The organism is Treponema vincentii (assembly GCF_010365865.1).
In the GTDB taxonomy this organism is placed as follows: domain Bacteria; phylum Spirochaetota; class Spirochaetia; order Treponematales; family Treponemataceae; genus Treponema.
Window position 1 is genome coordinate 97,141 of the sequence record NZ_CP048020.1, and the last position, 24,973, is coordinate 122,113.

The 24,973-nt window shown below is 40.1% G+C and carries 25 protein-coding genes and 2 pseudogenes; 10 read left to right on the forward strand and 17 right to left on the reverse strand.

Features of this window, described 5'->3' with window-relative positions:
• Positions 1-196: 196 nt before the first annotated feature.
• Both GWP43_RS00425 and GWP43_RS00430 read right to left on the reverse strand, forming a co-directional pair.
• The gene (locus GWP43_RS00425) at positions 197-1,282 is read right to left on the reverse strand and encodes a hypothetical protein (protein WP_162661988.1); all 1,086 of its coding nucleotides are present in this window, start codon (positions 1,280-1,282) and stop codon (positions 197-199) included.
• Between the two features lie 245 nt (positions 1,283-1,527).
• Positions 1,528-2,070 (reverse strand): hypothetical protein, encoded by a 543-nt coding sequence (locus GWP43_RS00430; RefSeq protein ID WP_162661989.1) that lies wholly within the window; start codon positions 2,068-2,070, stop codon positions 1,528-1,530.
• Between the two features lie 292 nt (positions 2,071-2,362).
• Between GWP43_RS00430 and GWP43_RS00435 the strand changes: the two are divergent.
• From GWP43_RS00435 to GWP43_RS00450, 4 genes and pseudogenes are all read left to right on the forward strand, one after another.
• Positions 2,363-2,524, forward strand: a pseudogene (locus GWP43_RS00435) (ClbS/DfsB family four-helix bundle protein); the annotation flags it as partial.
• A 163-nt stretch (positions 2,525-2,687) separates the two neighbouring features.
• On the forward strand, positions 2,688-2,948 hold the full coding sequence (locus tag GWP43_RS00440) for a type II toxin-antitoxin system Phd/YefM family antitoxin (RefSeq protein WP_230977783.1): 261 nt from the start codon (positions 2,688-2,690) through the stop codon (positions 2,946-2,948).
• A complete protein-coding gene (locus tag GWP43_RS00445) occupies positions 2,938-3,252 on the forward strand; it encodes a type II toxin-antitoxin system RelE/ParE family toxin (RefSeq protein ID WP_162661991.1) in 315 nt (104 codons plus the stop codon). Before GWP43_RS00440 ends, GWP43_RS00445 begins: the two co-directional genes overlap by 11 nt.
• Before the next feature lie 73 nt (positions 3,253-3,325).
• Complete coding sequence (locus GWP43_RS00450; RefSeq protein WP_162661992.1) at positions 3,326-4,201, forward strand: SPL family radical SAM protein; 876 nt, start codon at positions 3,326-3,328, stop codon at positions 4,199-4,201.
• 358 nt (positions 4,202-4,559) lie between these two features.
• On the opposite strand, the gene GWP43_RS00455 is transcribed toward GWP43_RS00450, so the two are convergent.
• The 11 genes and pseudogenes from GWP43_RS00455 to GWP43_RS00500 form a co-directional block, all read right to left on the reverse strand.
• Positions 4,560-5,165 carry a DUF5680 domain-containing protein gene (locus tag GWP43_RS00455; RefSeq protein ID WP_230978167.1) on the reverse strand — a complete coding sequence of 202 codons (606 nt, stop codon included), beginning with the start codon at positions 5,163-5,165 and terminating at the stop codon, positions 4,560-4,562.
• Between the two features lie 3 nt (positions 5,166-5,168).
• Positions 5,169-5,432, reverse strand: coding sequence for a type II toxin-antitoxin system Phd/YefM family antitoxin (locus tag GWP43_RS00460; protein ID WP_162661993.1), 264 nt, complete (start codon positions 5,430-5,432; stop codon positions 5,169-5,171).
• Between the two features lie 138 nt (positions 5,433-5,570).
• Positions 5,571-5,975 carry a type II toxin-antitoxin system HicB family antitoxin gene (locus GWP43_RS00465; protein ID WP_162661994.1) on the reverse strand — a complete coding sequence of 135 codons (405 nt, stop codon included), beginning with the start codon at positions 5,973-5,975 and terminating at the stop codon, positions 5,571-5,573.
• A gap of 21 nt (positions 5,976-5,996) precedes the next feature.
• Positions 5,997-6,179, reverse strand: a complete 183-nt coding sequence (locus GWP43_RS00470; RefSeq protein ID WP_002672316.1) for a type II toxin-antitoxin system HicA family toxin — start codon at positions 6,177-6,179, stop codon at positions 5,997-5,999.
• 407 nt (positions 6,180-6,586) lie between these two features.
• Complete coding sequence (locus tag GWP43_RS00475) at positions 6,587-7,351, reverse strand: endonuclease/exonuclease/phosphatase family protein (RefSeq protein ID WP_162661995.1); 765 nt, start codon at positions 7,349-7,351, stop codon at positions 6,587-6,589.
• Between the two features lie 145 nt (positions 7,352-7,496).
• Complete coding sequence (locus tag GWP43_RS00480) at positions 7,497-8,219, reverse strand: DUF2971 domain-containing protein (protein WP_162661996.1); 723 nt, start codon at positions 8,217-8,219, stop codon at positions 7,497-7,499.
• A 467-nt stretch (positions 8,220-8,686) separates the two neighbouring features.
• Complete coding sequence (locus tag GWP43_RS00485) at positions 8,687-9,316, reverse strand: hypothetical protein (RefSeq protein ID WP_162661997.1); 630 nt, start codon at positions 9,314-9,316, stop codon at positions 8,687-8,689.
• Positions 9,317-9,413: 97 nt separating this feature from the next.
• Entirely contained in the window at positions 9,414-10,061 is a 648-nt protein-coding gene (locus tag GWP43_RS00490; protein WP_162661998.1) for a Vat family streptogramin A O-acetyltransferase, read from the reverse strand.
• A 317-nt stretch (positions 10,062-10,378) separates the two neighbouring features.
• A pseudogene (locus GWP43_RS00495) lies at positions 10,379-10,642 on the reverse strand (tyrosine-type recombinase/integrase); the annotation flags it as partial.
• Entirely contained in the window at positions 10,614-10,733 is a 120-nt protein-coding gene (locus GWP43_RS15475; protein ID WP_371922392.1) for a hypothetical protein, read from the reverse strand. The pseudogene GWP43_RS00495 and the gene GWP43_RS15475, both read right to left, overlap by 29 nt.
• A 101-nt stretch (positions 10,734-10,834) precedes the next feature.
• Positions 10,835-12,448 carry a Na+/H+ antiporter NhaC family protein gene (locus tag GWP43_RS00500; RefSeq protein ID WP_162661999.1) on the reverse strand — a complete coding sequence of 538 codons (1,614 nt, stop codon included), beginning with the start codon at positions 12,446-12,448 and terminating at the stop codon, positions 10,835-10,837.
• Between the two features lie 296 nt (positions 12,449-12,744).
• Here GWP43_RS00500 and GWP43_RS00505 point away from each other — a divergent pair, with 296 nt between their 5' ends.
• The 5 genes from GWP43_RS00505 to GWP43_RS00525 are packed head-to-tail and all read left to right on the forward strand — an operon-like array spanning position 12,745 to position 17,677.
• Positions 12,745-13,683, forward strand: a complete 939-nt coding sequence (locus GWP43_RS00505) for a GGDEF domain-containing protein (RefSeq protein WP_230977785.1) — start codon at positions 12,745-12,747, stop codon at positions 13,681-13,683.
• Positions 13,683-14,642 (forward strand): GGDEF domain-containing protein, encoded by a 960-nt coding sequence (locus GWP43_RS00510; protein ID WP_162662000.1) that lies wholly within the window; start codon positions 13,683-13,685, stop codon positions 14,640-14,642. Before GWP43_RS00505 ends, GWP43_RS00510 begins: the two co-directional genes overlap by 1 nt.
• A gap of 60 nt (positions 14,643-14,702) precedes the next feature.
• Positions 14,703-15,602 carry a DUF368 domain-containing protein gene (locus tag GWP43_RS00515; protein WP_162662001.1) on the forward strand — a complete coding sequence of 300 codons (900 nt, stop codon included), beginning with the start codon at positions 14,703-14,705 and terminating at the stop codon, positions 15,600-15,602.
• A gap of 29 nt (positions 15,603-15,631) precedes the next feature.
• Entirely contained in the window at positions 15,632-16,171 is a 540-nt protein-coding gene (locus tag GWP43_RS00520) for a flavin reductase (protein ID WP_162662002.1), read from the forward strand.
• A 42-nt stretch (positions 16,172-16,213) separates the two neighbouring features.
• Positions 16,214-17,677, forward strand: a complete 1,464-nt coding sequence (locus GWP43_RS00525) for a hypothetical protein (RefSeq protein ID WP_162662003.1) — start codon at positions 16,214-16,216, stop codon at positions 17,675-17,677.
• Between the two features lie 9 nt (positions 17,678-17,686).
• Here GWP43_RS00525 and GWP43_RS00530 read toward each other — a convergent pair whose 3' ends face one another.
• The 3 genes from GWP43_RS00530 to GWP43_RS00540 form a co-directional block, all read right to left on the reverse strand.
• Positions 17,687-21,184 carry a UvrD-helicase domain-containing protein gene (locus tag GWP43_RS00530; RefSeq protein WP_162662004.1) on the reverse strand — a complete coding sequence of 1,166 codons (3,498 nt, stop codon included), beginning with the start codon at positions 21,182-21,184 and terminating at the stop codon, positions 17,687-17,689.
• Positions 21,185-21,311: 127 nt separating this feature from the next.
• Positions 21,312-22,604, reverse strand: coding sequence for a DNA (cytosine-5-)-methyltransferase (dcm, locus tag GWP43_RS00535; RefSeq protein WP_203232424.1), 1,293 nt, complete (start codon positions 22,602-22,604; stop codon positions 21,312-21,314).
• 68 nt (positions 22,605-22,672) lie between these two features.
• Positions 22,673-23,392, reverse strand: coding sequence for a PmeII family type II restriction endonuclease (locus GWP43_RS00540; RefSeq protein WP_203232425.1), 720 nt, complete (start codon positions 23,390-23,392; stop codon positions 22,673-22,675).
• 191 nt (positions 23,393-23,583) lie between these two features.
• Here GWP43_RS00540 and GWP43_RS00545 point away from each other — a divergent pair, with 191 nt between their 5' ends.
• On the forward strand, positions 23,584-24,258 hold the full coding sequence (locus GWP43_RS00545) for a B3/B4 domain-containing protein (RefSeq protein WP_162662006.1): 675 nt from the start codon (positions 23,584-23,586) through the stop codon (positions 24,256-24,258).
• A 13-nt stretch (positions 24,259-24,271) separates the two neighbouring features.
• Here GWP43_RS00545 and GWP43_RS00550 read toward each other — a convergent pair whose 3' ends face one another.
• Complete coding sequence (locus tag GWP43_RS00550) at positions 24,272-24,967, reverse strand: DNA alkylation repair protein (RefSeq protein WP_162662007.1); 696 nt, start codon at positions 24,965-24,967, stop codon at positions 24,272-24,274.
• Between the last annotated feature and the right edge of the window lie 6 nt (positions 24,968-24,973).

A 24,973-nucleotide genomic window follows, 5' to 3' on the forward strand; every position in this document is an offset into this window, starting at 1 on the left:
ACGAAAATAAAGGGAATAGCGTATACAATAGTATTAGCAACAACACGATCTGCAAAGATCATACTCCTATGTTTTGCATTGAGATTATTGATTTTTCACACTTTGCAGCTCTTATAAACTAGAAAGTATAGTGAGAACCTTTACCCCCCCCCAGTTTCTAAAGATTCCCTCAAGTATTTCCAATGGCTTTGTCAGTTTACTTATCATACTGCCATAGTATACCAAGTAAACCTCGGTAGGTATAGACTGTTTTTTCTTGTCGGTTTTCGACTATTACGGTTGCTACCGGCGATGAGGTATCAAAGGCACAGTTGACCGCCGTTGCCGCTGAAAGCGCGTAGGCAAAAAAGTAGACAGAGTACACTAGTGCCGCTGCATACGCATAGCGGTCTTTAAAAGAGTATTCTTTTTGCATTACAAGGAATAAGATAAAGTATGCCGAATAAAATACGGTTGCGATAAAAAACAGTTTCTTTACATCTATAATACTGTATACAGCAAGCATTCTCCATGCAAGGCCAAACGTACAGGCAATCAGAGAAATCGCTATGGACGGATAAATTGAGTTTCCTTTTTTATCAAACCTGACCCAACCGTTTAAGAAGTGCAGCAGAAAAAGCATGGCAATCGGATATACCGCGCATAAAAATACGGTGAGCCGATACTCGGTCTGAAACGCGTTGACCGATATGCCGAGGAGGATGCCTATCAGATTAAGCGTTTTTGCAATTCTTTCCGCCTTGATCAAAGCGTTTTGAACCTGCGCATAATCAATATCTTTGTACCGCTTTTCAATCGCACGGAGGTCTTCCAATGCCTGACCATCTACATAGAGCGGCAGATTCTTATAGAACCATGCAAGTATTTGATCGCCATGCTCGTACAGTCCGATTGCAGGAATTCCGATCTTAAAAAGAACGCCGTTATTTTGTATGGTAAGAGCTTTCTCCGCTGTATTTTCTTGGACTCGTTTTTCTCCGGCAATGCGGAATGATACGGACTCAAGCGTTTCTTTAATAAAATAAACAGTCAATATTCCGCCACTGAAAGTAAAGTATCGCAAATTCCGTGCAGTAATTAAAATCGATTTTCCGGCCGTATGGTACTCAAAATAATCGGAACCGAATATAAAATACGATCTTGCCGCGACGATAATTATCACCGTCAGCAGCAGGGGAATACATAAAAGTAACGGAACCAATGCGCAATAGGCGGCATAACTTTTCACTCCTTGAACCGCACTGTATACAAGCACATACAGTGCCGCTGCATAAAAGAGCACGGCGATGACCGCAGGGATAATGAGACTCGATTTTTTTCTCTTGATTACTTTTATAATAATACCTCTCGCTCTCTGATCTCTCTATTTTAAATTTATCGGCTTCCGGTACAAGGCTGCCAATACTTTCTTTTTTTACTGCTATTTCAAGTGCCTCTTGTACAGCGTAAAAAATGCTACTCTAATTCCTTAAGCTTGATATCATAAATTTCGTTCTTATTCAGATAGGCTATATATGCTCTTAAAGATTAGCCTACTAATAGCCGTAATATAGAACAAAAACATTCATCGTTTGATAAAGTTTTGTCAGCGGCATCCAATAGATTGCTCCATAGGCATCTGAATATCGGAACTTTTTTCACTTGTTTAATTTTATCATCACAAAGTCCTCCGAGGGCGATAAAATATAATTTTTTACAGTGACCATATTCATTTCGATAGGCAATGATTTCTTTTTCCCATTGAGTACTATTTTGCAGACCTTCCTCATAAAGCTTTGCTTCAATTATTACATCAAATTCTGAAAAACGTATAAATACATCAGGTTCAACATAATTTAAATTTTGCGTATTTTCGGGATTCCATTTTGGCCAGAATGTATAATGCAGCAAGTGACCTACTTGTGTAGGCATCTCTTGTTCCGTATTTTGAGGAGTTGCACGCACAGCTTTTCTTAGTATTCTCCAGTAAAGCTGTTCAGGGAGTAAAAAAAGAGTGTCAAAAATACCGGAGGTTAAAGAATCTTCACATAAATTTATGGTAGTTTTTTTATGGTGCAATGCCGAAATCATACACACCCCTCTTTATGTACACAAACTAACATGAGTGTAAAGCGCTGTTATATAATTGTCAAGTTATAAAATGGCATATACTTTTTTCGATGACGAGTGTATTGTCCTCCTTGTGTCTATACTTATATTATGCAGATGATAGGCGCTTTTGAAGATTCTAATTATAGTAAGTTATCAATTTCTGATAGTCCATCTTACTATGCTAAAGGAGTAACAACAAACTATGCCAAGACCTACCACCAAAGCCGATTTAATACAAGCCGCAAATGAACAATTCGCAAAACTGTGGACCTTAATCGGCGAAATGTCTGACGAAGAGCTTTTTTCCAAAGGCGTTTTCGACTGGACGGGAACGACGACGCTCGGCAGCTACTGCGTGTCTGCAACTTCCAGCCACTATAATTGGGCGTTCAAGGATATTAAAAAAGCCTTGAAAAAATATAGAGCGCGATAACAGCCATCTCTAACAACTGCGGTTTTTAGCGGTTTCCAACACAAACACTGTCGGATTTTCAGGATATAATAGATCTGGTCGATAGCTTCGTCTCCGAACAGGTTTAATCTTTCATAGACAATACGGCTTTATTGTGGTACTATCATGCCATAGGGGGATAGTTATGCCGCAAATAGTTCCGATACGTGATTTAAAGAATACTGCAAATATTTCCGCCTTGTGTCATGAAAGTAATGAACCTATTTTTATAACAAAAAACGGTTACGGTGATATGGTGATTATGAGCATGGAAACGTTTGAAAGAAACTCTTTTTTCGATCGTCTGTATGATAATCTGCATGCAGCGGAACAAGATGTACAAGAAGGCCGTGTTACCGATGTTGATGCTGCAGTGGCAGAGCTAAAGTCAAAATATGGTTTATAACGTCAGAGTAACCGATAAAGCAAAGGCAGACCTTGATGAGATTATCAGGTATATTGCAGAAAAGCTTTCAAATGTAACCGCTGCCGCCAATTTGCTTGCAGACTTTGTAAAACAGAAAAATAATTTACAGAATTCGCCATATATGTATCCACTGTGTAATGATATAAGATTGCAGAAGAAAGGATATCATAGATTCCTTTTTTATAAAAACTATCTAGCTTTGTATTCGATTGATGATAAAGAAAAGATTGTATATATATTGCATATATTTTATGCAAAAAGGGATTATGTAAAATCGGTGTAAAATAAAGCCTTGAAAAAATATAGAGCGCGATAACAGCCATTTCTAAACACTGCCGGATTTTCAGGAATAACAGATGCATTTTGTACAAGTGAAAGGAATTTTATCAGCTAAAAATGGGATGAACTTATATCGCGGCTGCACGCATGGGTGTATCTATTGCGACTCGCGCAGTGAATGTTATCATATAAATCACGGCTTTGAAGATATCGAAATAAAGGAAAATGCAATAGAGCTTCTCGAAGATGCCTTGAGGCGGAAGCGTAATAAGTGCATGATCGGTACCGGTTCTATGACTGACCCGTATATGCCGCTGGAAGAAAAACTCGGTATGACGCGGAAAGCGATAGAGACCGTCCACCGCTACGGTTTCGGTTTTACCGTGATAACAAAATCCCCGCTTATATTACGCGACCTCGAACTTTTACAGGCAATAAACACCAAAGCAAAATGCGTTGTACAAATGACGCTGACCACCTATGATGATAGCTTGTGTAAAATACTTGAGCCGAATGTTGCCGTTACCAGTGAACGGTTTACCGTGCTTAAAACACTGCGCGACGCAGGTATTCCCACCGTTGTGTGGCTTACACCTATTCTTCCGTTCATCAATGATACGGAGGAAAATCTCGAAGGTATTTTACAGTATTGCATCGGAGCAAACGTATTCGGCATCATCTCTTTCGGCATGGGCTTAACGCTCAGAGACGGCAACCGCGAATATTTTTATAAAAAACTTGATGCAGCGTTTCCGGGCTTAAAGGAAAAATATATCCAGCGTTACGGTACTCGCTATTCCGTTATAAGTCCGCACAATACACGCCTTATGAATATCTTCCACGCACGCTGCAAAGAAAACGGCATAGAAACCAACCCTGATGTCATATTTGCGTATTTAAGCGCTTTTGATAAAATCCCCGGAAAGACGAATGCACAACTGGAATTGTTTTGATAAGCAGGGTAAATACTATGCCAGATGAAGAAAAGGTACAATATGTTCTGTACCTACCTTTCGATAGACAGTCCAATCTAACATTCGCTTAACCTGTAAACAGACTTGACCGTTTGTCGGATTTGAAAACGGTGTTAGGCGGTTTTTAACGGAATATAGCCATTATTATCGATAATCCTTTGACCTTCAGGAGAAAGAATCCAATCTATCAGTTTTTTTACATTTGTATTTTGTGTTATCCCTTCTACATAATAACGAAATGAGTAACCAATAGGACTGCCAAAGAAAGTACCTAAAAGATTTGAGTTTTTGTCAAATGGTGCCGCAATGTCAGGTTGAAGCGGGTGTTAGAACGCTTCTACTTTATCAACCCGCCATGAAAATAACATTCATAAACTTCTTTTCCACAGAAACTTATTATTTCTTTCCCTTGAAACCAATCAAAATTTCCATTTATAGAACATTTATACTCATAACTACCATCTTCATATTTTTCCGAACCTCTAAACGGTTTTCCAAAAGGAACATTCAACAATGCTTCCTTCAAAAAATCTACATTAAAATTTTCTCCGGTCACACGTCCAATATAATTCATGCTCCAATACGGATTATCTGCAATCCAAAGAGCTTCTTCTCCGGCAAATTTTTCCACGCCAAGATAGGTGTCATAATACATAAAATTATTTTCACGATATACTAAGTCATGTGATTTTTCTCTTGAAGAAGCCGTTTCAGATCCTTTTCCTGCATACGTTTTCCGTTTAGCTTTTATCAAAAACTCAATTAGTTTCTTGTCCATTTTATTCCTCAATCGGTGTAAAGTCGCTATTTTTAAATCAAAGTCTCTTTTTGAAAGAGTATTTTCTGCCGCAATCGGATTTTCCAAATTATTCTGAATACAATTCATAATTTCGCTCAAATCCTGTTCGGCTAGAGGAAGGTAGCGTAAAGTATATTCGCCCATCAATCAGCTTATCTTTATTTGGGAACGGATATGAGCAAAAACTTCTTCATGCGAAAGACGAGCATTTGTTGATGCCGCTTGAGTATCCGCTTCATTAAGTTGACTTTCAATAGTATGTGTAAGGCTTTCGTACAAATCAAGACTCATCACAACCATAGAGCCATAACCATTTTTTGTAAGGAATACAGGACTTCTGTTCGCTAAAACTATATTTTCTATTTCTGAAAATTTATTACACAGATCTGAAACAGGTCTAATTTGCATCATACGAACCTCCGTTATCAGGATAATATCATAATATCTAGAGTTTTGTAGAAAAACGTCAGCAATATGTCGTTCTAACATTGTTTTAAACTGCAAACGGCTTGTCCGCAATGTCAGCGTTGAAGCGAGTGTTAGATGATTTTACATAGCACCTGCATATTTTTCTACTATCGTATTTTGTAATAATTGCGAAAAATTCACATTATTTTTTTCTGCAAGTGTATTCACCCATTTAGGAAGTGTTATATTTTTTCTTATACATTTACTTGAATATTTTTCACTATACGAATCCATATCTAAAATAAGCATATTTATAAAACTTTTATTATCAGGCAGTTTTATTTTTGTAAGCTCACTTGCTTTTGGAACAGCATTTCCTTCCTCGATTTCTGTTAATATCCACCCTGATGCTGCATCTATTCCCATCTCTATCGCTTCTATGAGAGAAAAGCCACCCGAAACACAACCTTTTAAGTCGGGAAATTCTACGCTATAACTATTATCTTCTTCGCAATATGTTATAATTGCCGGATATGCTAATTTCATTTTATACACCCTCCATTCCCTTTATTTCAATCCTGCCTGTTTTAAAATCGCTTTCACCGTCCCTATTGGTATATCGCCTTTATGATTTGGTACCGTAACTTTTCCGGATTTTACAGTATGTTTATATTGATTATGAGAACCTTTTGCTGTTACAAAATACCAACCATCCGCCTTTAGTATTTTTTCTATCTCTTTTACTGTCATTTTATATCCAATTATATTATACGCATTATGCGTATAATATCAAGTACTTGATACTTTTTGTTTTTCCAATTCTTTAATCAAATCCGCAATATATTTTTTCTGCATAGTCTTTAAATTCATACATATATATGAAAGTATTTCCATAATAAGATTTTTCATATTCAAGATTTCTGTGAACAAGATTTTTATTTCTGAAATATCACTCCATCACGAATGATGTTCATTATTGGTTATTATTTTCTAAATATTTTTTATGTTGCTATGAATTATAGTTTCAAATATTGATTTTCTTATATCCCTCCACTCCAATGTTGACGGCATTGCCGTCAATCTGTCTAACTACCGCTTAACCTGCATTTGCGGGTTGTCCGCAATGTCAGGTTGAAGCGGGTGTTAGATGCTTACTTCTAAAATATATTTGTTTCAACAATTGTATGGTCACTATAGCTTTTTACTAATCCGTAATTCCAGATAAATGATTTTTTATTATAGTTTATCATTGAATTATTTATAAAAATATAATCATCCATAAAATAACTTTGATTTCCACAATTATCACCATAAAACGTTTGCATCGGCTTATCTACTACGGATATAAATCCTTTATCATATAAATTCTTAAAAATACCATCATATTTACCGTTATACATTTTTTCATCTATATTAAAATCACCTCCAACAATATAATTAGTGCCTATTTTTTGAATTATTTCATCTCTAAAAATATAGTTAAGATGATCAACAGTTATATCTTTGCTTTCATTTGAATAACCTTTGGTATCAGTATGCAGACTTAAAATGAATAAATCTTTTTTATCACTGGTAGTCATTTTAATAAGTACAGATTTACCATCATATTTAGAATTGCGAGGAAAGAATTCTTCTGTCAGATCAATGATTTTGTACGTATCCTTTATTTGTTGACTAATATATATACCAGTTCCCCACTGAAAAATCTGTTCATCTTCACTTGTATGACTTTTTTGATAAATTAAATTATCAGAATACTTTCTAACTGGATTAACCTCTTGTAAAAGTGCAATATCCGGTTTTACTTTTTTAATCATAAATTCCCATGCAGAGAGATGATTGAGGTAATGATATTCATGCAATTCTTTTGACTGAAATGCATGATAATTACAATAATGCATATTCCATGTGATTATTTTCATTTTTTTCTCTTTGCGTCGAAGACGTCCATCTAACATCCGCTTGACCTGCATTTGCGGCTTGTCCGCAATGTCAGGTTGAAGCGGGTGTTAGACTCTCGTATTTAATACTATTTCAATTAGATTAAACAAAAAATATTTACATCAATCATATACTATCAAAATATTCCTCAAGACTTCCACATTCTTTTTGAAGTCGATAACTTCCTGCTTGTAATTGCATGTAAAACAATTGGTTATTTATGTACATATTTTGTAATAATTTAGGAATTGATTTATGCTTGCTAATAAAATGAGAGCCTAATATTACAGCAGAAATTGAATTATCAGGCAAAGTTATATCATGATAGTCATTTTTACTATATAAAGATCCATAAAGAACAGACCTAATTTCTTTTTCATACTCCCAACATTTAGATTTATGAAATATAGCTTTCAAAGATTTTCTTTCAGAAGAAGTATCTGAAAGAAAATCTCTGGTCGTTTTTTCAATAACATCATCAGAATACTCTACATACGAAAAATCTTCAAGTTGACATTCATTGATCGTTCTTAATTTTTCTAGGTCATATTCGAGAACAAATCCTTGATGATTTGTGGCATAATGAGACCACATCAGAATATCATCGCATGAAGTAGTTAAACTGCACACAAATACATTTCGCATTTCAATTTTACGAATAGATTCATAAAATCCGCCGTTTTTTTTACATATATAACAATCATAGGGGTCATTTAATGAACTAGGATGTCTATATCTTAATGTGTTTTTTAAGAAAGGTGCAAACATTTTCTCTTCATCACAATCATATGAATAGTATTTATAAATTTTATTCGTAGAAACTTGTTTTAAATCATTACTTCTGAACATATATACTCCTTATACTAAAATATCCTATTATCCCTAATATAAATAGAAACGAAAAATCAATATTCTAATTAATACTATAAGTCTAACTAACGCTTAACCTGCATTTGCGGCTTTGCCGACGCACTTAGCAGCGGCAAAGTTGGCGAGAAAGTTGCATAAAAAGGGCGCTGCGTCAGCAGCGACCACTCAAGCAACTTTCGTGACAAAACAAATGTCAGGTTGAAGCCGTGTTATGGCAAAATTATTTCTTTTACAGAATTAGATTTCTTAATTTCTTTTTTCATTAAGAAATATTCTGTACTGTTTTTGACAGCGTACCCTTCTATTATGATATTTTTCCTAAGCGGCGTAAAGCCGCGTACTACCGATTCTTCGCGTAACCCCTAAAGTTCAATTTCATTTTAGAAAGCAAGCTCGACTTGCTTTCTAAAATATTCCTTTTTTCTATAAACCTTATTTCTAAAAAATTAAAGAAAATTTATATATCTATTTTTCTTTCCTCCGAAATGTTGGCGTACAATTTCTTCATGACCATCTTCGAATATAAGATTAATTTCCAAATTAATTTCCACTGTATTATCTTTTTTGTAAGTAATCGGAATTTCGAAATAAATACAATAATCTTCTGTTTCTGGATATTCTTCATGTTTGAAGTTTACAGTCTTATATTCTTTGAAATATTCAAGGTATTCATCTTTTCTGTCGTATTTTGAAGTAATTACTGAAGGGTATATTTCTGTTATATCCATAAATACCATTTCTCGTCCATTTCGAGTCCAACTACTTGAATCCATAAAAGAAGAAGAATTTCCATTTTTTATTAATTCATTATTAAGAATTTCAGCTTTTATAATTTTCCCAGATTTGCTTTGTATTTTAAATTGAAAATAATATCGTCTACGATAATGAACAAAAAAAATAGGATAGCCTTCATAATCATAACTTGGAAAAAAAGATGAATCTATATAGACATTTGAATCTTCATATTCTGCATTACTATTTTCATATGCATCATACATTAATCCGACAAAGAAAAATCTATATACAAGAAAAAGAAATAATAAAATTGAAGATGTTATAAAAAATACTTTCTTCATTTTTCTTTCCTAAAAAAGCAGGTCAATGCGCCTGTCGTCATAACTACCGCTTAACCTGCATTTGCGGCTTGTCCGCAATGTCAGGTTGAAGCGGGTGTTAGGTGATTTTCATATCATTAATTTCTCGTAATTTACTTACATCATTTGAGGTAAGTATCTCAAGATTTGTCGTTATTTTTTCTATTGGCAAATCCCACCATTTTATACTTTCTAAAAGATCAATAATTTCATTATCAAATCTTTTTCGTATTAATTTTGCAGGATTTCCTCCAACGATTGAATATGGTTCTACATCTTTTATTACAACAGAATTTGATGCAATTATTGAACCATTACCTATCTTTATTCCGGGCATTATTAAAGAATTATAACCAATCCACACATCATTCTGAATTACCGTATCCCCTTTAATTGGTAACTCTTCCATTTCCGGTGTTACTTTTTCCCATCCATTTCTAAATATTGAAAATGGATATGTTGTCAAACAATTCATTTTATGATTTGCACCATTCATTATGAACTTAACATCTCGGGCAATGGCACAAAACTTTCCAATAATTAATTTGTCTCCAATGAATGGATAATGATACAGAACATTATTTTCAAAGTTTTCCGAATTTACCGGATCATCGTAATACGAATAATCACCAACGATTATATTTGGATTAGTAATTATATTCTTAATAAAACATACTTGATCAAACCCCTTCATGGGGTGTATTTCATTGGGTTGAGGACCGAACATATAAAACTCCTATAATTATTATGGTGAAGATAATTTATATAAATCTTATATGTTCATTTCCGGCCTTTTCTCCTCTCAATTATTACAGATATATATTTACCACATTTATCTTTATATGTAAATAATCTTCTTTCTTGCCCGCCGAAAGGCGTGCACCTAACACCTTTTCGACCTTTCCTCATTATATCACGGAAACTACGCGCTTTCAATATAAACTGCTACAAGATAAGAAATTAAATCTTTCTACCATAATATTCTCTGGAACACATCATCAACAACCAGATTAGGCCTATCTTCACTAAACAAGCTAAAATAAATCACATTCGGTCGATAGGGCTTTGAACGCCGCGACCGCCGCGGTTGAGGACGTGGGTGTAAACCATAGTGGTTCAAACATCGCTGTGACCGAGAAGCTCTTGGATGGTGCGGATATCGTAACCGGATTCCAGTAGATGCGTTGCAAATGAGAGGCGGAACGTGTGGCAGCCGATTGGCTTCGGAATACCCGACCGTAAAACAGCTTCGTGCAAAGTGCGCTGAATGACCGAAGGATCAATATGGTGTCGCCCTTGCTCGCCCGAAACAGGCAAAACGCGTTTTAAGATTTTTATCCTTATGTTCACGGATAAAACGGCTTATCCAATAGCTGTATGCTTCCCGCGTACGTTTGATGTAGTGTTTTGCAGTAAGACTTCATTTACCAGTGATTCTAAAGATACAATTACTCCTTAGAAGCGGCTTTTTGTAATAGGCCAATAGTAATAGAAGTCTCCTTACCCCTTCGTTATCTTCGGTAGAAGAATCATGCCACCGGTAAATACCACTAAAACAGCGATCCATGCGGAAAGGATATTCATAAAAATTCCACCGGTGATAAAACCTACTAACGAACAAGCTGCAACAAAAAGTGCATAAGGCATTTGTGTTGCAACATGCTCCAAATGCGGGCAGGCTGCTCCGGTAGAGGATAAAATTGTCGTGTCCGAAATAGGGGATGCATGGTCGCCGAATACGGCTCCGCCGAGAACGGCCGAAATACAGATAAATATGGCATTAAGCGCGGCGTTTTGCGCTAATCCGGCGTTTTCCGTTAGCCCGACGGCGATCGGCATGATAATGGGAATCATAATACCGAAAGTTCCCCAACTGGTGCCGGTTGCAAATGCAATAACCGCTGACAGCGCAAAAACGATAGCGGGAAGTATCCATAATGGGAAAGAACTGCTCACAACCAATTCGGAAAGGTAGCGGCCTAAACCCAAACCGCCATCTGCAGGAGATGAGCGTATAACCGTTCCGATTGACCACGCCATCGTTAAGATAATCAGGGCGGGAACCATAGATTTTATACCGTCGCGGACAGCTTCGCTTGCTTCTTTTAGATTCATAAGGCGGCGCGCAAGATAGTAAATATACGTAACGACTAAAGTAAAGATAATGGCATAAAAAAGCGCATAGGATGAATCGGTATTGATGAAAGCATCCCTGATACTCATCGATGCAGCCGCTTGCGATATGGTGGTAATTGTGGTGCCGTTTACGGCATTAATCCACGAAACGGCAGGAAAAAAGGCAATGGCGAAAACGATAAGCAGCAAAATGGGGAGCAGCATATCGATCGGCTTTGCACGGGTTGTTTGTTCTTCGGGGATATCGCCGGAAATAACACCGTAGACTTCTTCGTTCCAAAGGCGTCCGGTTGTTTTTGCTAAGTTTTCGGATCTTTTCATTGGACCGAAATCGGATTTAAAAAAGATGATGACAAGAATCATCAAGATTGTTGTCAACGCATAAAGGTTGTACGGAATAGCGCGGATAAAAAATTCAAAATCGCTGATACCCAGTTTGCTGAACCCTTCGGAATTTCTCACGATGGACATAACGGTAACGACCCAGCTGGAAACAGGCGCTAAAATACATACGGGGGCTGCAGTGGAATCCAAAATATAGGCAAGTTTTGCACGCGGCACCTTATGCTGATCATTTATCGGCCTCATAACGGTTCCAACGGTTAAAGAGTTGAAATAGTCATCTATAAAAACGATTAAACCGAATATAAACGTTGCAAACTGAGAAGCCGTTCCGCTCTTTAGTTTTTTAGACATCCACAAACCAAACGCCTGCGCCGCTCCTGTTTTTGATAACATACCGACCAGTGCGCCGAGCAATCCGCAGAAGAGAAAAATGCGGATATTCCAACTATCCGCTAAAGAACCGGCGAGTAAATCCGTTAGTTTCATAAGCGCCGCTGCAGGATTCCCGCCGGCAACGATCATACAACCGGATAAAATCCCCAAAAAGAGCGAAACGATAACATCTTTTGTAATGAAAGCAAGTGCGATGGTTAAAACCGGAGGTATGATCCCCCATAGTCCAAAATGATCCATAAATATTAGAAACTCCTTTTTATCAGGGTGTCGTATAAATGAAAGAAGAACATATTGTAGCATATATTCTACATCTGTGCAGTAGTGTGTGATACGGATTTTTGAAGGCTGTGGAGCGGCGAGTCTTTTGTTAATATAAAAACACTTATCATGTATTCCAAATGAGATATATGAAAATGCATTTAGCCCAAAAAAGTGTTCCCCTTTTAATGACTACCAGTTCATTTTGTGATATAGTACAGGGTATGCAAGAAATACCATTATCAGCGGATTTTGCTGTTCAAGCAAAAAGGTTTTTGAAAAAAACATCTTTCTTTTCCGGCTGGACAGACAGCGAACTGGATGAAATTATGATGCACTGTCAGGCAAACGAGTTTGAGGACGGCAGTATAATCTTTACGCCCGAAGAAAACGGCTCCAAGGTGTATCTGCTATTGAACGGCAGTGCCGAAGTCCTCTCCCCCGATAAAAAGACTGCATTGGCTGAATTTGTTGCAGGGGAATTATTCGGCGAAATTGCCTTGCTGACCGGTAAACCGCACGATGCATATGCCATAGCACGTAAACAAGCCCGTATCTTAGAATTTCCCAAAGATGGGGTTCCGCTTGAAACCCTCTTCCACGATAAACCGCGAATACTTGCACATCTTTTTCAATCATTGTTGATTTTCACATCCCAACGTACCAGAGCCGCAAATCTGCTCATCAAAGAGAATTCACCGGTTGTACGCGAGCTGCGAAATCAGGTATATAGCGACAAGCTTTCAGGTCTATTCAACCGTACCTATTTAGAGGAATCTTTTGCAGAATTTTGCAAGGAACCTTTTGCACTCATTATGATGAAACCGGATAACTTTAAGCAGATCAACGACAGCTTCGGTCATGAAGCAGGTGATACCGCACTTATCTTTATTGCCGGTCATCTAAAAAAAGCCTTTTCGGAAAACACTATTTTGGCGCGCTACGAAGGAAATGAATTCGCAGTTCTCACTCACCTGTACACCGATAAAGAATCCGCACGGGCTTTCGCAGAAAAAATTAAAAAAGAACTCGAAACATTGGATCTTTCCCATATTTTTAACGGTGAGAAAATCTTTTTAAGTATGAGCCTCGGTGTCGTTCTATTTCCGCAACATGGTAAAATCTATACCGATATTGTAACACGATGTTCCGGTATGCCGTTGATAGGCAGGCAACGCGGCGGTTCTATGATTTTATTTCCGGAGGATATATAATGCTCGAAGTAAAACAGCGGTGGCTTGAAGTTTTACGTAAAACTTCTCTTTTTTCGCGCTTAACACCTGATCAAATGGCAGTTGTGCTTTCCTCCCTCTTTTATTGTGAGTTGGAAGCGGGCCAAACTCTCGTATATGAAGGTGAAATAGGATCGGAGCTTTTTATTATAGTCCAAGGATGTATATCGATTTCGGTAAAATCCGGAGAAGAAAATATCGAATTGGGAAGGTTGCATTCCGGCGATTTTTTCGGTGAAATGTCGCTGCTTGAACAAACTGCCCGTTCAGCTTCGTGTACGGCGGTGGAAAACACCTCATGCTTTATGCTTAAAGCGCGGGATTTTTCGCAGATTATTGTGAATGACCCTGTTATTGCCGTTTCCATTTTACAGCAAATGCTTTCGAGTACGGTTTCGCGCCTCTTACGGACAAATAGCTTTTTAACGCAGGTTATACAGTGGGGCGACGAAGCCAAGAAGCGCGCTATCACCGATCCCTTTACAGGGCTCTTTAACCGACGCTATCTTGATGATAATATCGGAAACCTTATCCGCCGGAACACCGAAACCACCGGCGCCAGCTTCGCAATGGTGGATGTTGATCGTTTCGGCACCTTGAACAAAACCTACGGGAGTGTGTTCTGCGACAATATTTTGCTTGCAATTACCGATGTGTTTAAGAAAACATTTGACCATCAGGATACGCTGATACGGTATGGCGGTGACGAGTTCTGTTTTATTGTCGGGGGAAAATTTGAACGTGCCGAAACGCTTTGCCGAAATGTTTGTGAGGGTGTGAACGCTATCAGATTTAACGAATATCCCGAACTTGCGGTTTCTTGTTCAATCGGTTTAGTCCCATGCGCTCATAACGATAATATTCCGGATATACTCAAGCACTCCGACGAAGCCTTGTACCGTGCAAAAGAGCAGGGGCGGAACCGCGTGTGTACGGCTTAATACAGCAAGAGCAACCCGGTGCTGTCATATCAATATGAAAAATAATAAGGTTTATACGGTATGATTTCGCTTTTAAAACTTTTCGGTGTCGGAGTATTCATTGGAATTGCCAATGTTGTACCCGGAGTTTCCGGCGGTACGATTGCGGTGATTTGCAATGTCTACGATAAACTAATCATATTGAGTTCGCTTAATTTTAAACGGATAAAGGAGGCCTGGCAGGATATTCTTTGCCTTGCCTTGGGAATCGGTGCGGGCATTGTGCTGTTTGCAAAGGTGATTACGCTGCTATACCGCGCGTATCCGGCACAGACCAGTGCCTTTTTTATCGGGGTTGTGGCGGGGAGCATACCGTTTTTGTTCCGAAAAACCCGTGCCGGCATTCCCGCTGCAGCAGTTGCAGAGGATGGTTCCCTGACATCCGGATGGCTGTATGGGACACTATGCTGCGGTGCTGCCGGTTTTGCGCTGATGCTGGGAATGTTTTTCTTACAGCGTCGCGGTATACAGACTGCTGCCGTTGTTACCGCCTTTTCACCGATATTTGCGGTAAAATTAGCGGTAATGGGAGCTTTGGCTGCGGTTGCGATGTTGGTTCCGGGTATTTCCGGCTCGTTTGTGTTGTTGATTCTCGGTGTATATCCGACAGTACTGCAAGCAGTCGCGGACTTTAATATGCTATTGCTTATACCTATTGCGCTTGGCGTTGGAGCAGGGTTGGTATTCGGAGCACGACTGATTGCCGTATTGTTAGAACGCTTTCCTGCGCCGATGTATGCTTTTATTCTCGGTTTGGTTGCGGGTTCGATACTCTATCTCTATTCGAGTACCAGCTGCCAGCCTTTTACGATGCGGGTTATTTCCGGAACAGTATTTCTTATCGGTTATGCAACCGTCTCATTCTTTTCTAGAAGAGGGGAATCAACGGAACGGAAAGAAAATGTCACCGAAAAGCAATAACCGTATATCTTTTTGAGTGGGAGGAATGTATGTTTGAATCTTTACAAGTAACGTCTAAATTAGTAGACAAGGTAATCAAGCCTTTTTCTGCGTTAGCAGAGCACGGTGTGTTGGTTAGTGCCGGACACGGAACGGAGCGCGGCGAGTGGAATACTATGACCGCATCGTGGGCATTGATGGGGCATTTATGGAACCGACCGATGGCTGCTTTGTTTATTAGACCGCAGCGGCATACCGCGGTATTTGCCGAAGAAGAAGATTACTTGAGCGTGTCCTTTTTGGATACTGCCGATGAAAAAATGTGCGAAGCCCTTAAAATTTGCGGTACCGTGTCGGGCAGGGATGAAGACAAAGCGGCCAGCGCAGGGCTTACACCGGTGTTTCACGACAATACCGTTATCGGATTTGAAGAAGCCATACTCACCGTATCATGCCGGAAACTCTATCGAAGTCAGTTCGATATGGACTTGTTTTTAGACCCGCAGGTCATTATCGACTGTTATCCCAAGAAAGATTTTCACTACGTCTATTTCTGCGAAATCCGCGATGCCTACCTTCGCCATAAATAGCAACCGCCTGATGCGTTTGCCCGCACCCCATGAGAGGTATATATGAAAAAATTAACTGTACTAGTTTTTATGATAATGCTTGTGAGTGCCGTGTTTGCACAGGATGCGGCGCAAACTGAAACAGGCAGTCTTGAAGATGAGCTGTTCGGCGGCGATACTGAAGCGCTCGTAACACCGGAGCAGGCAAACGCCGAAACTCAAAAAAACGGTGTTTCCCTAACGGGCGATCTTAAAACCGCAACACTCGCACTCGAAAGCAATAAATTGCGTATCGGCGGCTCGTTAAACGCTGAATTGGGGCTTAAATATGTATGGGCTGATCCGTACACAAAAAAGAATGATGTGAAAAAAGCATTTTTAAATCCCGAGGTGGCGCAGCTGCGGCCGACAATCGGTGCAAATCTCTTTTTCGATGCACGTCCCGTACAGGACTTAAAGCTGTATGGCAAGTTTATCTTTGAATTTCCGTTTGAAAAAAACTTGAACGGAAAGATTTCGGTACCGAAATCTCTTGTCCCACCCAACGGTGTTGATATACCGGTGAGCGTAAACGGTTCACCGAATTTTAAAATTTGGGAACTGTATACCGATTTTTCGACAAAGGATATTGCGTTTTTCCGGTTCGGAAAACATACGGTTAAGTGGGGAACCGGCTATTTTTATAGTCCGGCTGATGTTATCAATATTTCGCGGATAGACCCGCAAAAACCGACCGAAGATCGGGAAGGGCGCGTTTCGCTGCGAACGCATATTGTTATTCCTAAGACGCAGTACAATATATGGTTGTATTTGCTGCCCGACACGGAAACATTTAAGCCGCAATATACGGCGGGAGCTGCAAAGGCAGAGTTTGTGTTTGGCGACTGGGAGTTGGGTGTCGGCGGCTGGTATCGCTATGAAAAAGCGCCGCGATTTATTACAACTCTCTCCGGCAGTATTGCGGGAAAGGTTGCCGTTTTTGCGGAAGGAGTGTTTGCATGGGGCAGCGATTATACCTATTATAGAGACGATGATGCACTGACGCCGTATACGGTAAAGAATAAGCCGTTTTTCCAAGCGACGCTGGGCGGCTCGTATTCAAATGCAGACTCGCATACTATGCTTGCATTCCAATACTACTATAACGGCTTCGGCTATACAAACTCAAGGGCTGCCGACCGTATTGCTGATAGCGCAGCGGATGCTTTGAACAACAAAAATTTTACCGATCCTTCGCTCAAAAAATACGAGAATATCGCCGCAATGGGAAATCGAGGCCAGCATTACATCGCATTTACAATATCCCAGAACAAGATCGGTACGGAAGATTTGACGGCAAATTTGTTCCAGCAGTTCGCAATCAGTGAGCTTGAAGGGCTTACAACACTCAGCCTTAACTGGAAGATATTTAAGTTTGTACAGATGAGTACCGGCTCGATATTCTCGTATCCGCTGAGCCCTGCATCGCACAGTAAAGGCTCCATCGGCTATAACCTCAGCTTTAAGCTCGGCGGCGGCAAGTTCTAACGCCTGTATCTACACTACCTCGACAGCAGTTTTGCTGCGGAGGTAGAAAATATAAGCTTTAACCGATTTAGGTGACTGTTGTCCGCCGGTGTCTTGGCCGAATCCTTCCATTTTATAAAAATTTTCTACGGCAGCTTTGTAGATTAAAAGCTGCCTTCGATGTTGTTCAGGATAGATTTTTTGGTCGGTTTTATAATCGATGATATAAGCGGTATTTTCGTATTCAAAAAGCAAATCGATTTGTCCTATGACGAGCTTTCCTTCGTAGAGGGTTAAGAAGCCGTATTCGGTCTTTCTGAATGAGGCTTCTGACGCCTTTTGTCCCAGCGGAGAAGAAAGAAAAGCGGTGCACAGTTTTTCCACTTCCCGGGCGTACTTTGCCGGCAGTGTACATGGGCGGTCTAAAAAGCGGGCTTCCATCGCCTTATGCACCAAAGTTCCGAATTCGGTGGAGGAAAGTTCATCGCCGTCATTTTCACCGGTGTTGTCGCCCTGCTCGATATTTTCATTTAATTCGGTATGTTTCATAGTTTTAGATTGAGCCATCGTTTGCGAATATTCCATACTTTGCGCTTCCTTACTTTGAAGCATTGCAAGCGGTGCTTCGCTTAAATGAAGCCACTGCCGGTCTTTTTCAAATTGAGTTGCCGGTATGACGCGCGGTTCCGCAAGCGGAAAGTTTTTTTCCGCAGCCTGCCGGTATAGGGCACGGGTTTCATCAAGATTGAAGCGCTGCCGGTCTTCTGCGGTGTGCTGTACTGCCGTGGCGGAGAGCGGTAACACTTCCGTAAAATGCACGCAGTTGATATCTCCGGATAGCGCCGGTAATAAGAGCTGAAAAAAACTTCGGTTATTTTCTTCCTTCTGAGGTTGTACAAGCTGTTGGCGGATTTCCTCCAAAGTGCGGGGCATTTCCGGTAGTTCCTCAATATCGCCGTCGGTTTCTTGCACACCGCTCATCAGCAGCCGAACCTTAGCCCGCGTAACGGCGACGTAAAGGAGCCGCTTTGTTTCGGCGAGGTGTTTAGCATTCGCTTCCTGCCGCAGTTCCTCAAAAAAGATATTGACGGAAGGATCGTTTTTTGTTTCCGGCGGCAAATGGATAACCGGCCCTAAATCCTTGTGCAAAAAGACCATGCCTTCCTTTTTTTCAGACTTTCCCGCATTGCCGCAGTCGGGAATACAGACAATCGGGAACTCCAAGCCCTTGCTCTTATGTACCGTCATAATTTTAACCGCGTCGCCGCCGTGTTCGAGCGGAATTTCCATATCTTCGACCCGCTCTTCCGCGTGAATATACGAAATCAGTGTGTCGATAAAAGCCGAAAGACTCTGCCCCGTGGCATCCGCTTTTACCGCAAGCGCAAACAGGTAATCATATAGTTCCAGATAGCGGTGGTAGCGCGGCTCCGTAAGCAATATGTACCGGTACCCTTCATCATACCACAGTGCGGTAATCAATTCGGCATTACTCTTTTTTTTGATAGAGCCTTGGAGCCGCTCAAAAAGAGCGCAGGCATTTAAGAAATACTGCCGGTCCTCCGCATCCAGTTCTTCGGCAGCGGAGGGAGTAAAAGGTTGGGATTCATGCTCAAGGCTGTGCAACATCAATCGGGTAAAAGAGCGGTCGCTGAGGCGGACAAACGGTGAGCGGAGTACTTGCGCATACACGGCTCTGTCATGCGGGTACACCGTTAAGCGGAGCAAGGCGCAGATATCGTTGAGCGGCGCGTCGTGGAACAATCCTTTTTGCTGTACGGAAATGTACGGGATTTTAAATGCACGGAAAAACCGCTCGTAGACTGCTTGATGTGTCGAAGCGCGCAGCAGCACGGCAAAATCCGACCATGTACAGGGACGGGTAGACTGTGCGGCATCGTCGTATACAAGGTAGCGTTCGTCATGGAGCGCGGCTATTTTTTGCGCAAGCGTATACGCCTCGCATTCAATCGGTTTGAGGAAGGCGGTATCGGTGTCGGCTCCTTTCGGGAAGCGTTTTTTGTCGATAAATAAAATATCCGTCTGAGGCGCTAAATTGGGAATCTCCTCCCTGCTGAGAATGGGGATAAATTCCGCTTCAAATGCAGGCACGGTGCCGATAAGGGGCCGATTGGTTTCCGAATAAAAGACCCGCATAAATACACTGTTAAAAAAGTTGAGCAATTCCGGTTCGGTACGGTAATTTGTTTGCAGGTTAATAGAAGCGGAACCGCCTCCTTGCCGTAAGTCCTGCGATAGCGTACGGAACACCGAAACATCGGCACCCCGAAACGCATAGATCGATTGTTTTTCGTCCCCGACAAAGAAAAGTTTATCCGGCACTAGTTCATCCGGCTTCGGTATTGATTGGTCGGTACGTTCTTCTTTTTCCGCAAGCAGGAACAAGAGGTCGCGTTGCAGGCTGTTATTATCCTGAAATTCATCGATCATAATCCGATGGGTTTGTTTTTTATAAAAAAGCCGCAAGTCGGGATCGATGATGAGCGCGTCAACAGCAAGCTGCGCAATATCGCCGAAGTGCAGTATGCTTCTCCGCTTTTTTTCGGCAATGAACCGTTCCTGCAAAATACTGCAAAGCGCGTATATCTTTTGCATTTGCTCTTTGTGTGCATAAAAATGATACAGACTTTGCAAGCGGCCGGAGCTTTCGTTCAGTTCACCGCAGAGCGCCTTGCACGCTTTTACGTCCTCATCCTTTTTTGAACCCATCGTTTTTTTAACGCTGCAAATTGCTTTCAGCCGTTCAAGAAAGAACGGTAACTGCGGATCGTTTAGTGTAAACGGGAATTCAGGGAGTTGCACGTATGCTTCTTTTACTGCGCTGATGTAGTTATCGGTTCCTTCAAGATGAGCGGCAATATCTCCGAGAATGCGTTCGGCTTGTTTGCGATAGCCGGTAAATAATGGTTCGGCAGCGGCCAGCTGATTCTGCAAGGCCTCAGAAAAATCAATCGGGCGGGAGACCGTAACGTAATCGTTTAATATTTTGACAAAGAAGTCGTTGATAAAATCGGTAATCGGTTTATCACCGAGCAGATATTGCAGGTTTGTGTCCGCGCGGTGCTCAAGGAAAAAATCAAGCGAAAGGTTATAGGCGAGCCGTTTCGATTCGGTAAGGTCGATGGTGAAATCGGGACTGATACCGAAGCGCCGGCATGCGGTTACGGCAATCTTATGACAAAATGCGTCGATAGTCATAATTTGCGCTTTAAAAAAAGAATCCAATGCAGCGCCGGCGCGGCTCCGCTGTACCGCATCATCGGTTCCCGCATACATCTTTTGCAGCTCCCGATAGATACGCCGGTGCATTTCCGCCGCCGCCTTGTCCGTAAAGGTGAGGGCAAGGATATTTTCAACCTGATAGTTTTTTTCGGTAATCAGGTACACATAGCGGCTTGCCAGAACTTTCGTCTTGCCCGAACCGGCTCCCGCCGCCACAACGGCATTCTCATCCGTTTTTACCGCCTGTTTTTGATGTTCGTTTAAATCTTTGCAAATATCTATCATATTTTCTGCTCACGTACTTAGGTGCCCTTTTGCTGAAATTTTTTTGTTTTTATATCATTAAAAATGTACCTCATTGTATACTGTTAATGGCAAAATGTTATGTTTTCGAGGCTAATATTCTACATAATTAGATAGCAGTTTTTTCTGTCTTGTATTCAATATTTTTACGCATTGTTTGTTTTTGTTGACTTTGATAATAACGATTTAAAAAATCTACAACAGAGTAGCCAACTTCTTTTGCTAAATTTACAGGAACAGCATTTCCAATTTGTTTGTATTGGTTTGTCATTGAACCTGTAAATTCCCAATGGTCAGGAAATGTTTGAATACGAGCATATTCTCTTACAGTAAAGGGACGCGTTTCATTGGGGTGGCAGCGTTCTGTCTGTTTTTGAGCTGGTGCACATGTTAATGTTAAACAGGGTTCATTCCAAGAAATCCTTCGCGCCATACCTGTTTTTCCACCGCCTAAGTAGTAACTACCTTTCATGTATTCTTTTTGAATTCCTATAGGCAAATCTCTCCAGTAACCTCCGGGAGGAACTAATTCTAAAACTTTTCTTTTCTTTTCAGGATATTTTTCTCCTTCCGATTCCGGGACATCACAATCAAATAAGGATCCTTTTTTTAAGGCATCTTTTAGTGTATAGATGTGTCTACTTGGTTTTGGATAAAAAAATTCGGTTGAAATATCATTTCTTATGCCAACTAAAATCATTCGTTCTCTTTTTTGAGGAACTTTATAATAAATCGCTTTTAAAATTTGGGGGGGTAAAACTGTGTAACCCAGTTCAGTAAGAACATCCGTCATTCCTTTAATTGTTTTTCCATTGTCATGAGAAAGTAGCCCCCGAACATTTTCTCCAATACAAATTTTAGGTTGAATTTCTTTTACCGCTCGCGCCCATTCAAAAAATAGAGTTCCCCGAGTATCTTCAAAACCTAATTTTTTACCCGCATAGCTAAAGGCTTGACAAGGGAACCCTCCTGTTACCACATCTGCTTTTCCATGGTATATCGAAAAATCTATATCATGAATATCGCCTTCAATAACATTCCAATGAGGGCGGTTTTTTCGCAAAGTTTCACAAGCGGCATGATCAACTTCATTTAGCATGATATGATGCAACCCTGCTTCCTCTAGTCCAAGTGCGAGCCCTCCCGCTCCTGCAAAAAGTTCTATAGATGTATAATGCTTATTCGGAATTACTGTATTATCAGCATCTCTTACATCCGGTAAATACAATTCTAATTGTTCACAAATTTTCAGTTCTTTTTCCGTATAAAATCTATATCCGGAAATTCCATTTCTCCTAGCTTTTAGTTTTCCTGAGTTATCCCAACGCCTCAGTGTGTCTTTGGAAACAGATAGTAAATCTGCAAATTGTTTAAGGGAATATACCTCTAATTCTCTTTTCATAGTAACCATCTTATGAAACATTATGTATGGTTATTTTATCTTGTCAAGAGATAAATGCTATAAGAAACTTATGATTCGGAAAGAGCTATAATTTCTTGTGTCTGTGCTAATTGTTGTATAACTTCATCTAGTTCGTCTTTGAAGTTGCTTGCAGAAACAACAGAATCAATAGTCTTTATTAATTCAAAATAAAAATTTTCTTCGCCAGTCAAATGATACCAGAAATCTTTACCGACAAGAACCGAAATGTCATGGTCTTTTGTGAGGCTTTTATAGTGCGTACTCAATTCTTCAGGGGATCCATAAATAACTCCTACAATTAAATCATCAAATCCGATTTTTAAAGAATTTGTTCTCGCTAAATGTTTTACTTTTTTAAAATGATTTGCAATCGTTTCCACATCATCCTTATTTATTGTATTTGGACCTGCTTTTAATTGACAATATTTATGAGAACCGTCTATTGCATCGTCAAATTCAATATCCATTCCGCTTGCCGTACTTGCAAAAGAGGAAAGTACCTCCGTTGTAAATTTTTGAATACCTGTGCCAAACGTTGTATTTATTGAAGTTCCAAGCACACGGGGATAAATTAAAGCTTTTGCAAGGCTTTCCGGTTTTCCATTACCGGTAAGAAAATGAGCCAAATAGGATGCAAGAAACGGATTCACATTAAATTTTTTAATTGAAGTTAGTTTTTGTGTGTTTACTTGGTGTTGCTCCATTATACTGGTTTTAAACCACTCTTTTGATTTTTCTAGGATCTCCGCTTTCTTATTGATATCCATAAAAGTCTCCTTCTCTGAAAAATTGAATTTATTGTATCAAAAAATCTATTTATTGTCTGTTCTAGTATGCCGTGCGGTTACTTTAAAAAACTTAAAGTCAATGGTATAATAATTCGGTTCGATCACTTCGTTGTCGAATAGGTTTAATCAATTCACTTATACCGAGCAGAAAATATGGAGGTACAACTGCTATGAAATTTATTATGGACGAAAGTATGTCAGCACTGGGAATTAAAAGCATTGTGGTCGGCATTGCAAAAAATGTAGATCCACAGGCGACGTTATCCGATGCATTTTTAAAAAAGCAAAAAGAAATGGAAGAATGGGCATTAAAGTGCGATATTGATGAAATATTTAATCATCCTGTCATTCAGGGATACACCGATATGCTGCAAAGTGTCGGGCGCAGCATCAAAAAATATATGCCGACCGTGCCGGCTCTTATCCGAAACATTCAACACCGTGGTTCTATCCCGCATATCAATAGTGTTATCGACATTTATAATGTCGAATCATTGCGTTCGCTTTTGGCAATAGGCGGGCATGATCTTGGAAAGGTAGACGGACAGATAGAATTTGCCGTCAGTAAAAATGAAGATGTGTTCTTGCCTATCCTATCGACGGAAAAGCATGTCGCAAAGACCGATTATATGTACCGCGACCTCAAAGGAATTATGGCGTGGTTGGATGTCCGCGATGGGGAAAACTATAAATTTGATGACAAAACAAAAAACGCAATCTTTATTATTCAGGGAAATGCCAACACTTCCGTAGAAATGCGTGTAGAAGCGCTCAAACGGATTCAAAGCGATTTAGCGGAGTGTATGCCTCAGCTGGAATTTGATATACAGGTTATCGAAGGTTAATACGGCACTACTGTTACACTTTCAACGTCCGTAAGTAGTCCTTTGTTTCCGGAGAAATCCGGCGGCTCTCTATCGCTTTTTGGATGGTTTTGTTGTGGGTAAAGGGGGCAAGCGTTTGCTTTTTGATATAGGGGAGCGCGGCGTCGTACTGTTTAATTAGCGCAAAACTGAAATACCACGCAATCATCATATTGATGTAATACTCATCCGATTTGACGCTGGCAACGAGTTTGAGCATTTCCGGTTTAAATCGGTCATCAAGGTAATTCGACAACAAGAGATTGATGGCATAGCGGACGGTATAAGTACGGGGCGACCGTATCCATATCAAAATTTTTTGATATACCTCATTAGAATATTTTTTAAAGAGGCGCGGTGCAAAACTGTCGCAGGTTGCCCAGTTGTCGATAAACGGTAAAAACCGTTCCGTTTCGGTTATGGCGGTATCAAAGTCTTTGATATTTTCGATGAGGAATGCGTGAAGATTGTTTTCTTCAAAATACCGATGCGGAAGGGTTTGCATAAAAGCGGCAGCCTGCTTCGGTTCCGTCTTAAACAGGTCTTTCGCAAATTTCCGTAAAAGAGGCGTCCGTATCCCAATCATGAGTTTCGGATCAACGGTGGGAATAAGTTTTGCATTAAAATCCCTATATGCCGTATCTTGCATCGCTAAAAGCTTATGTTGTATGGCCTCTATCTGTGTTCGCATTATTCT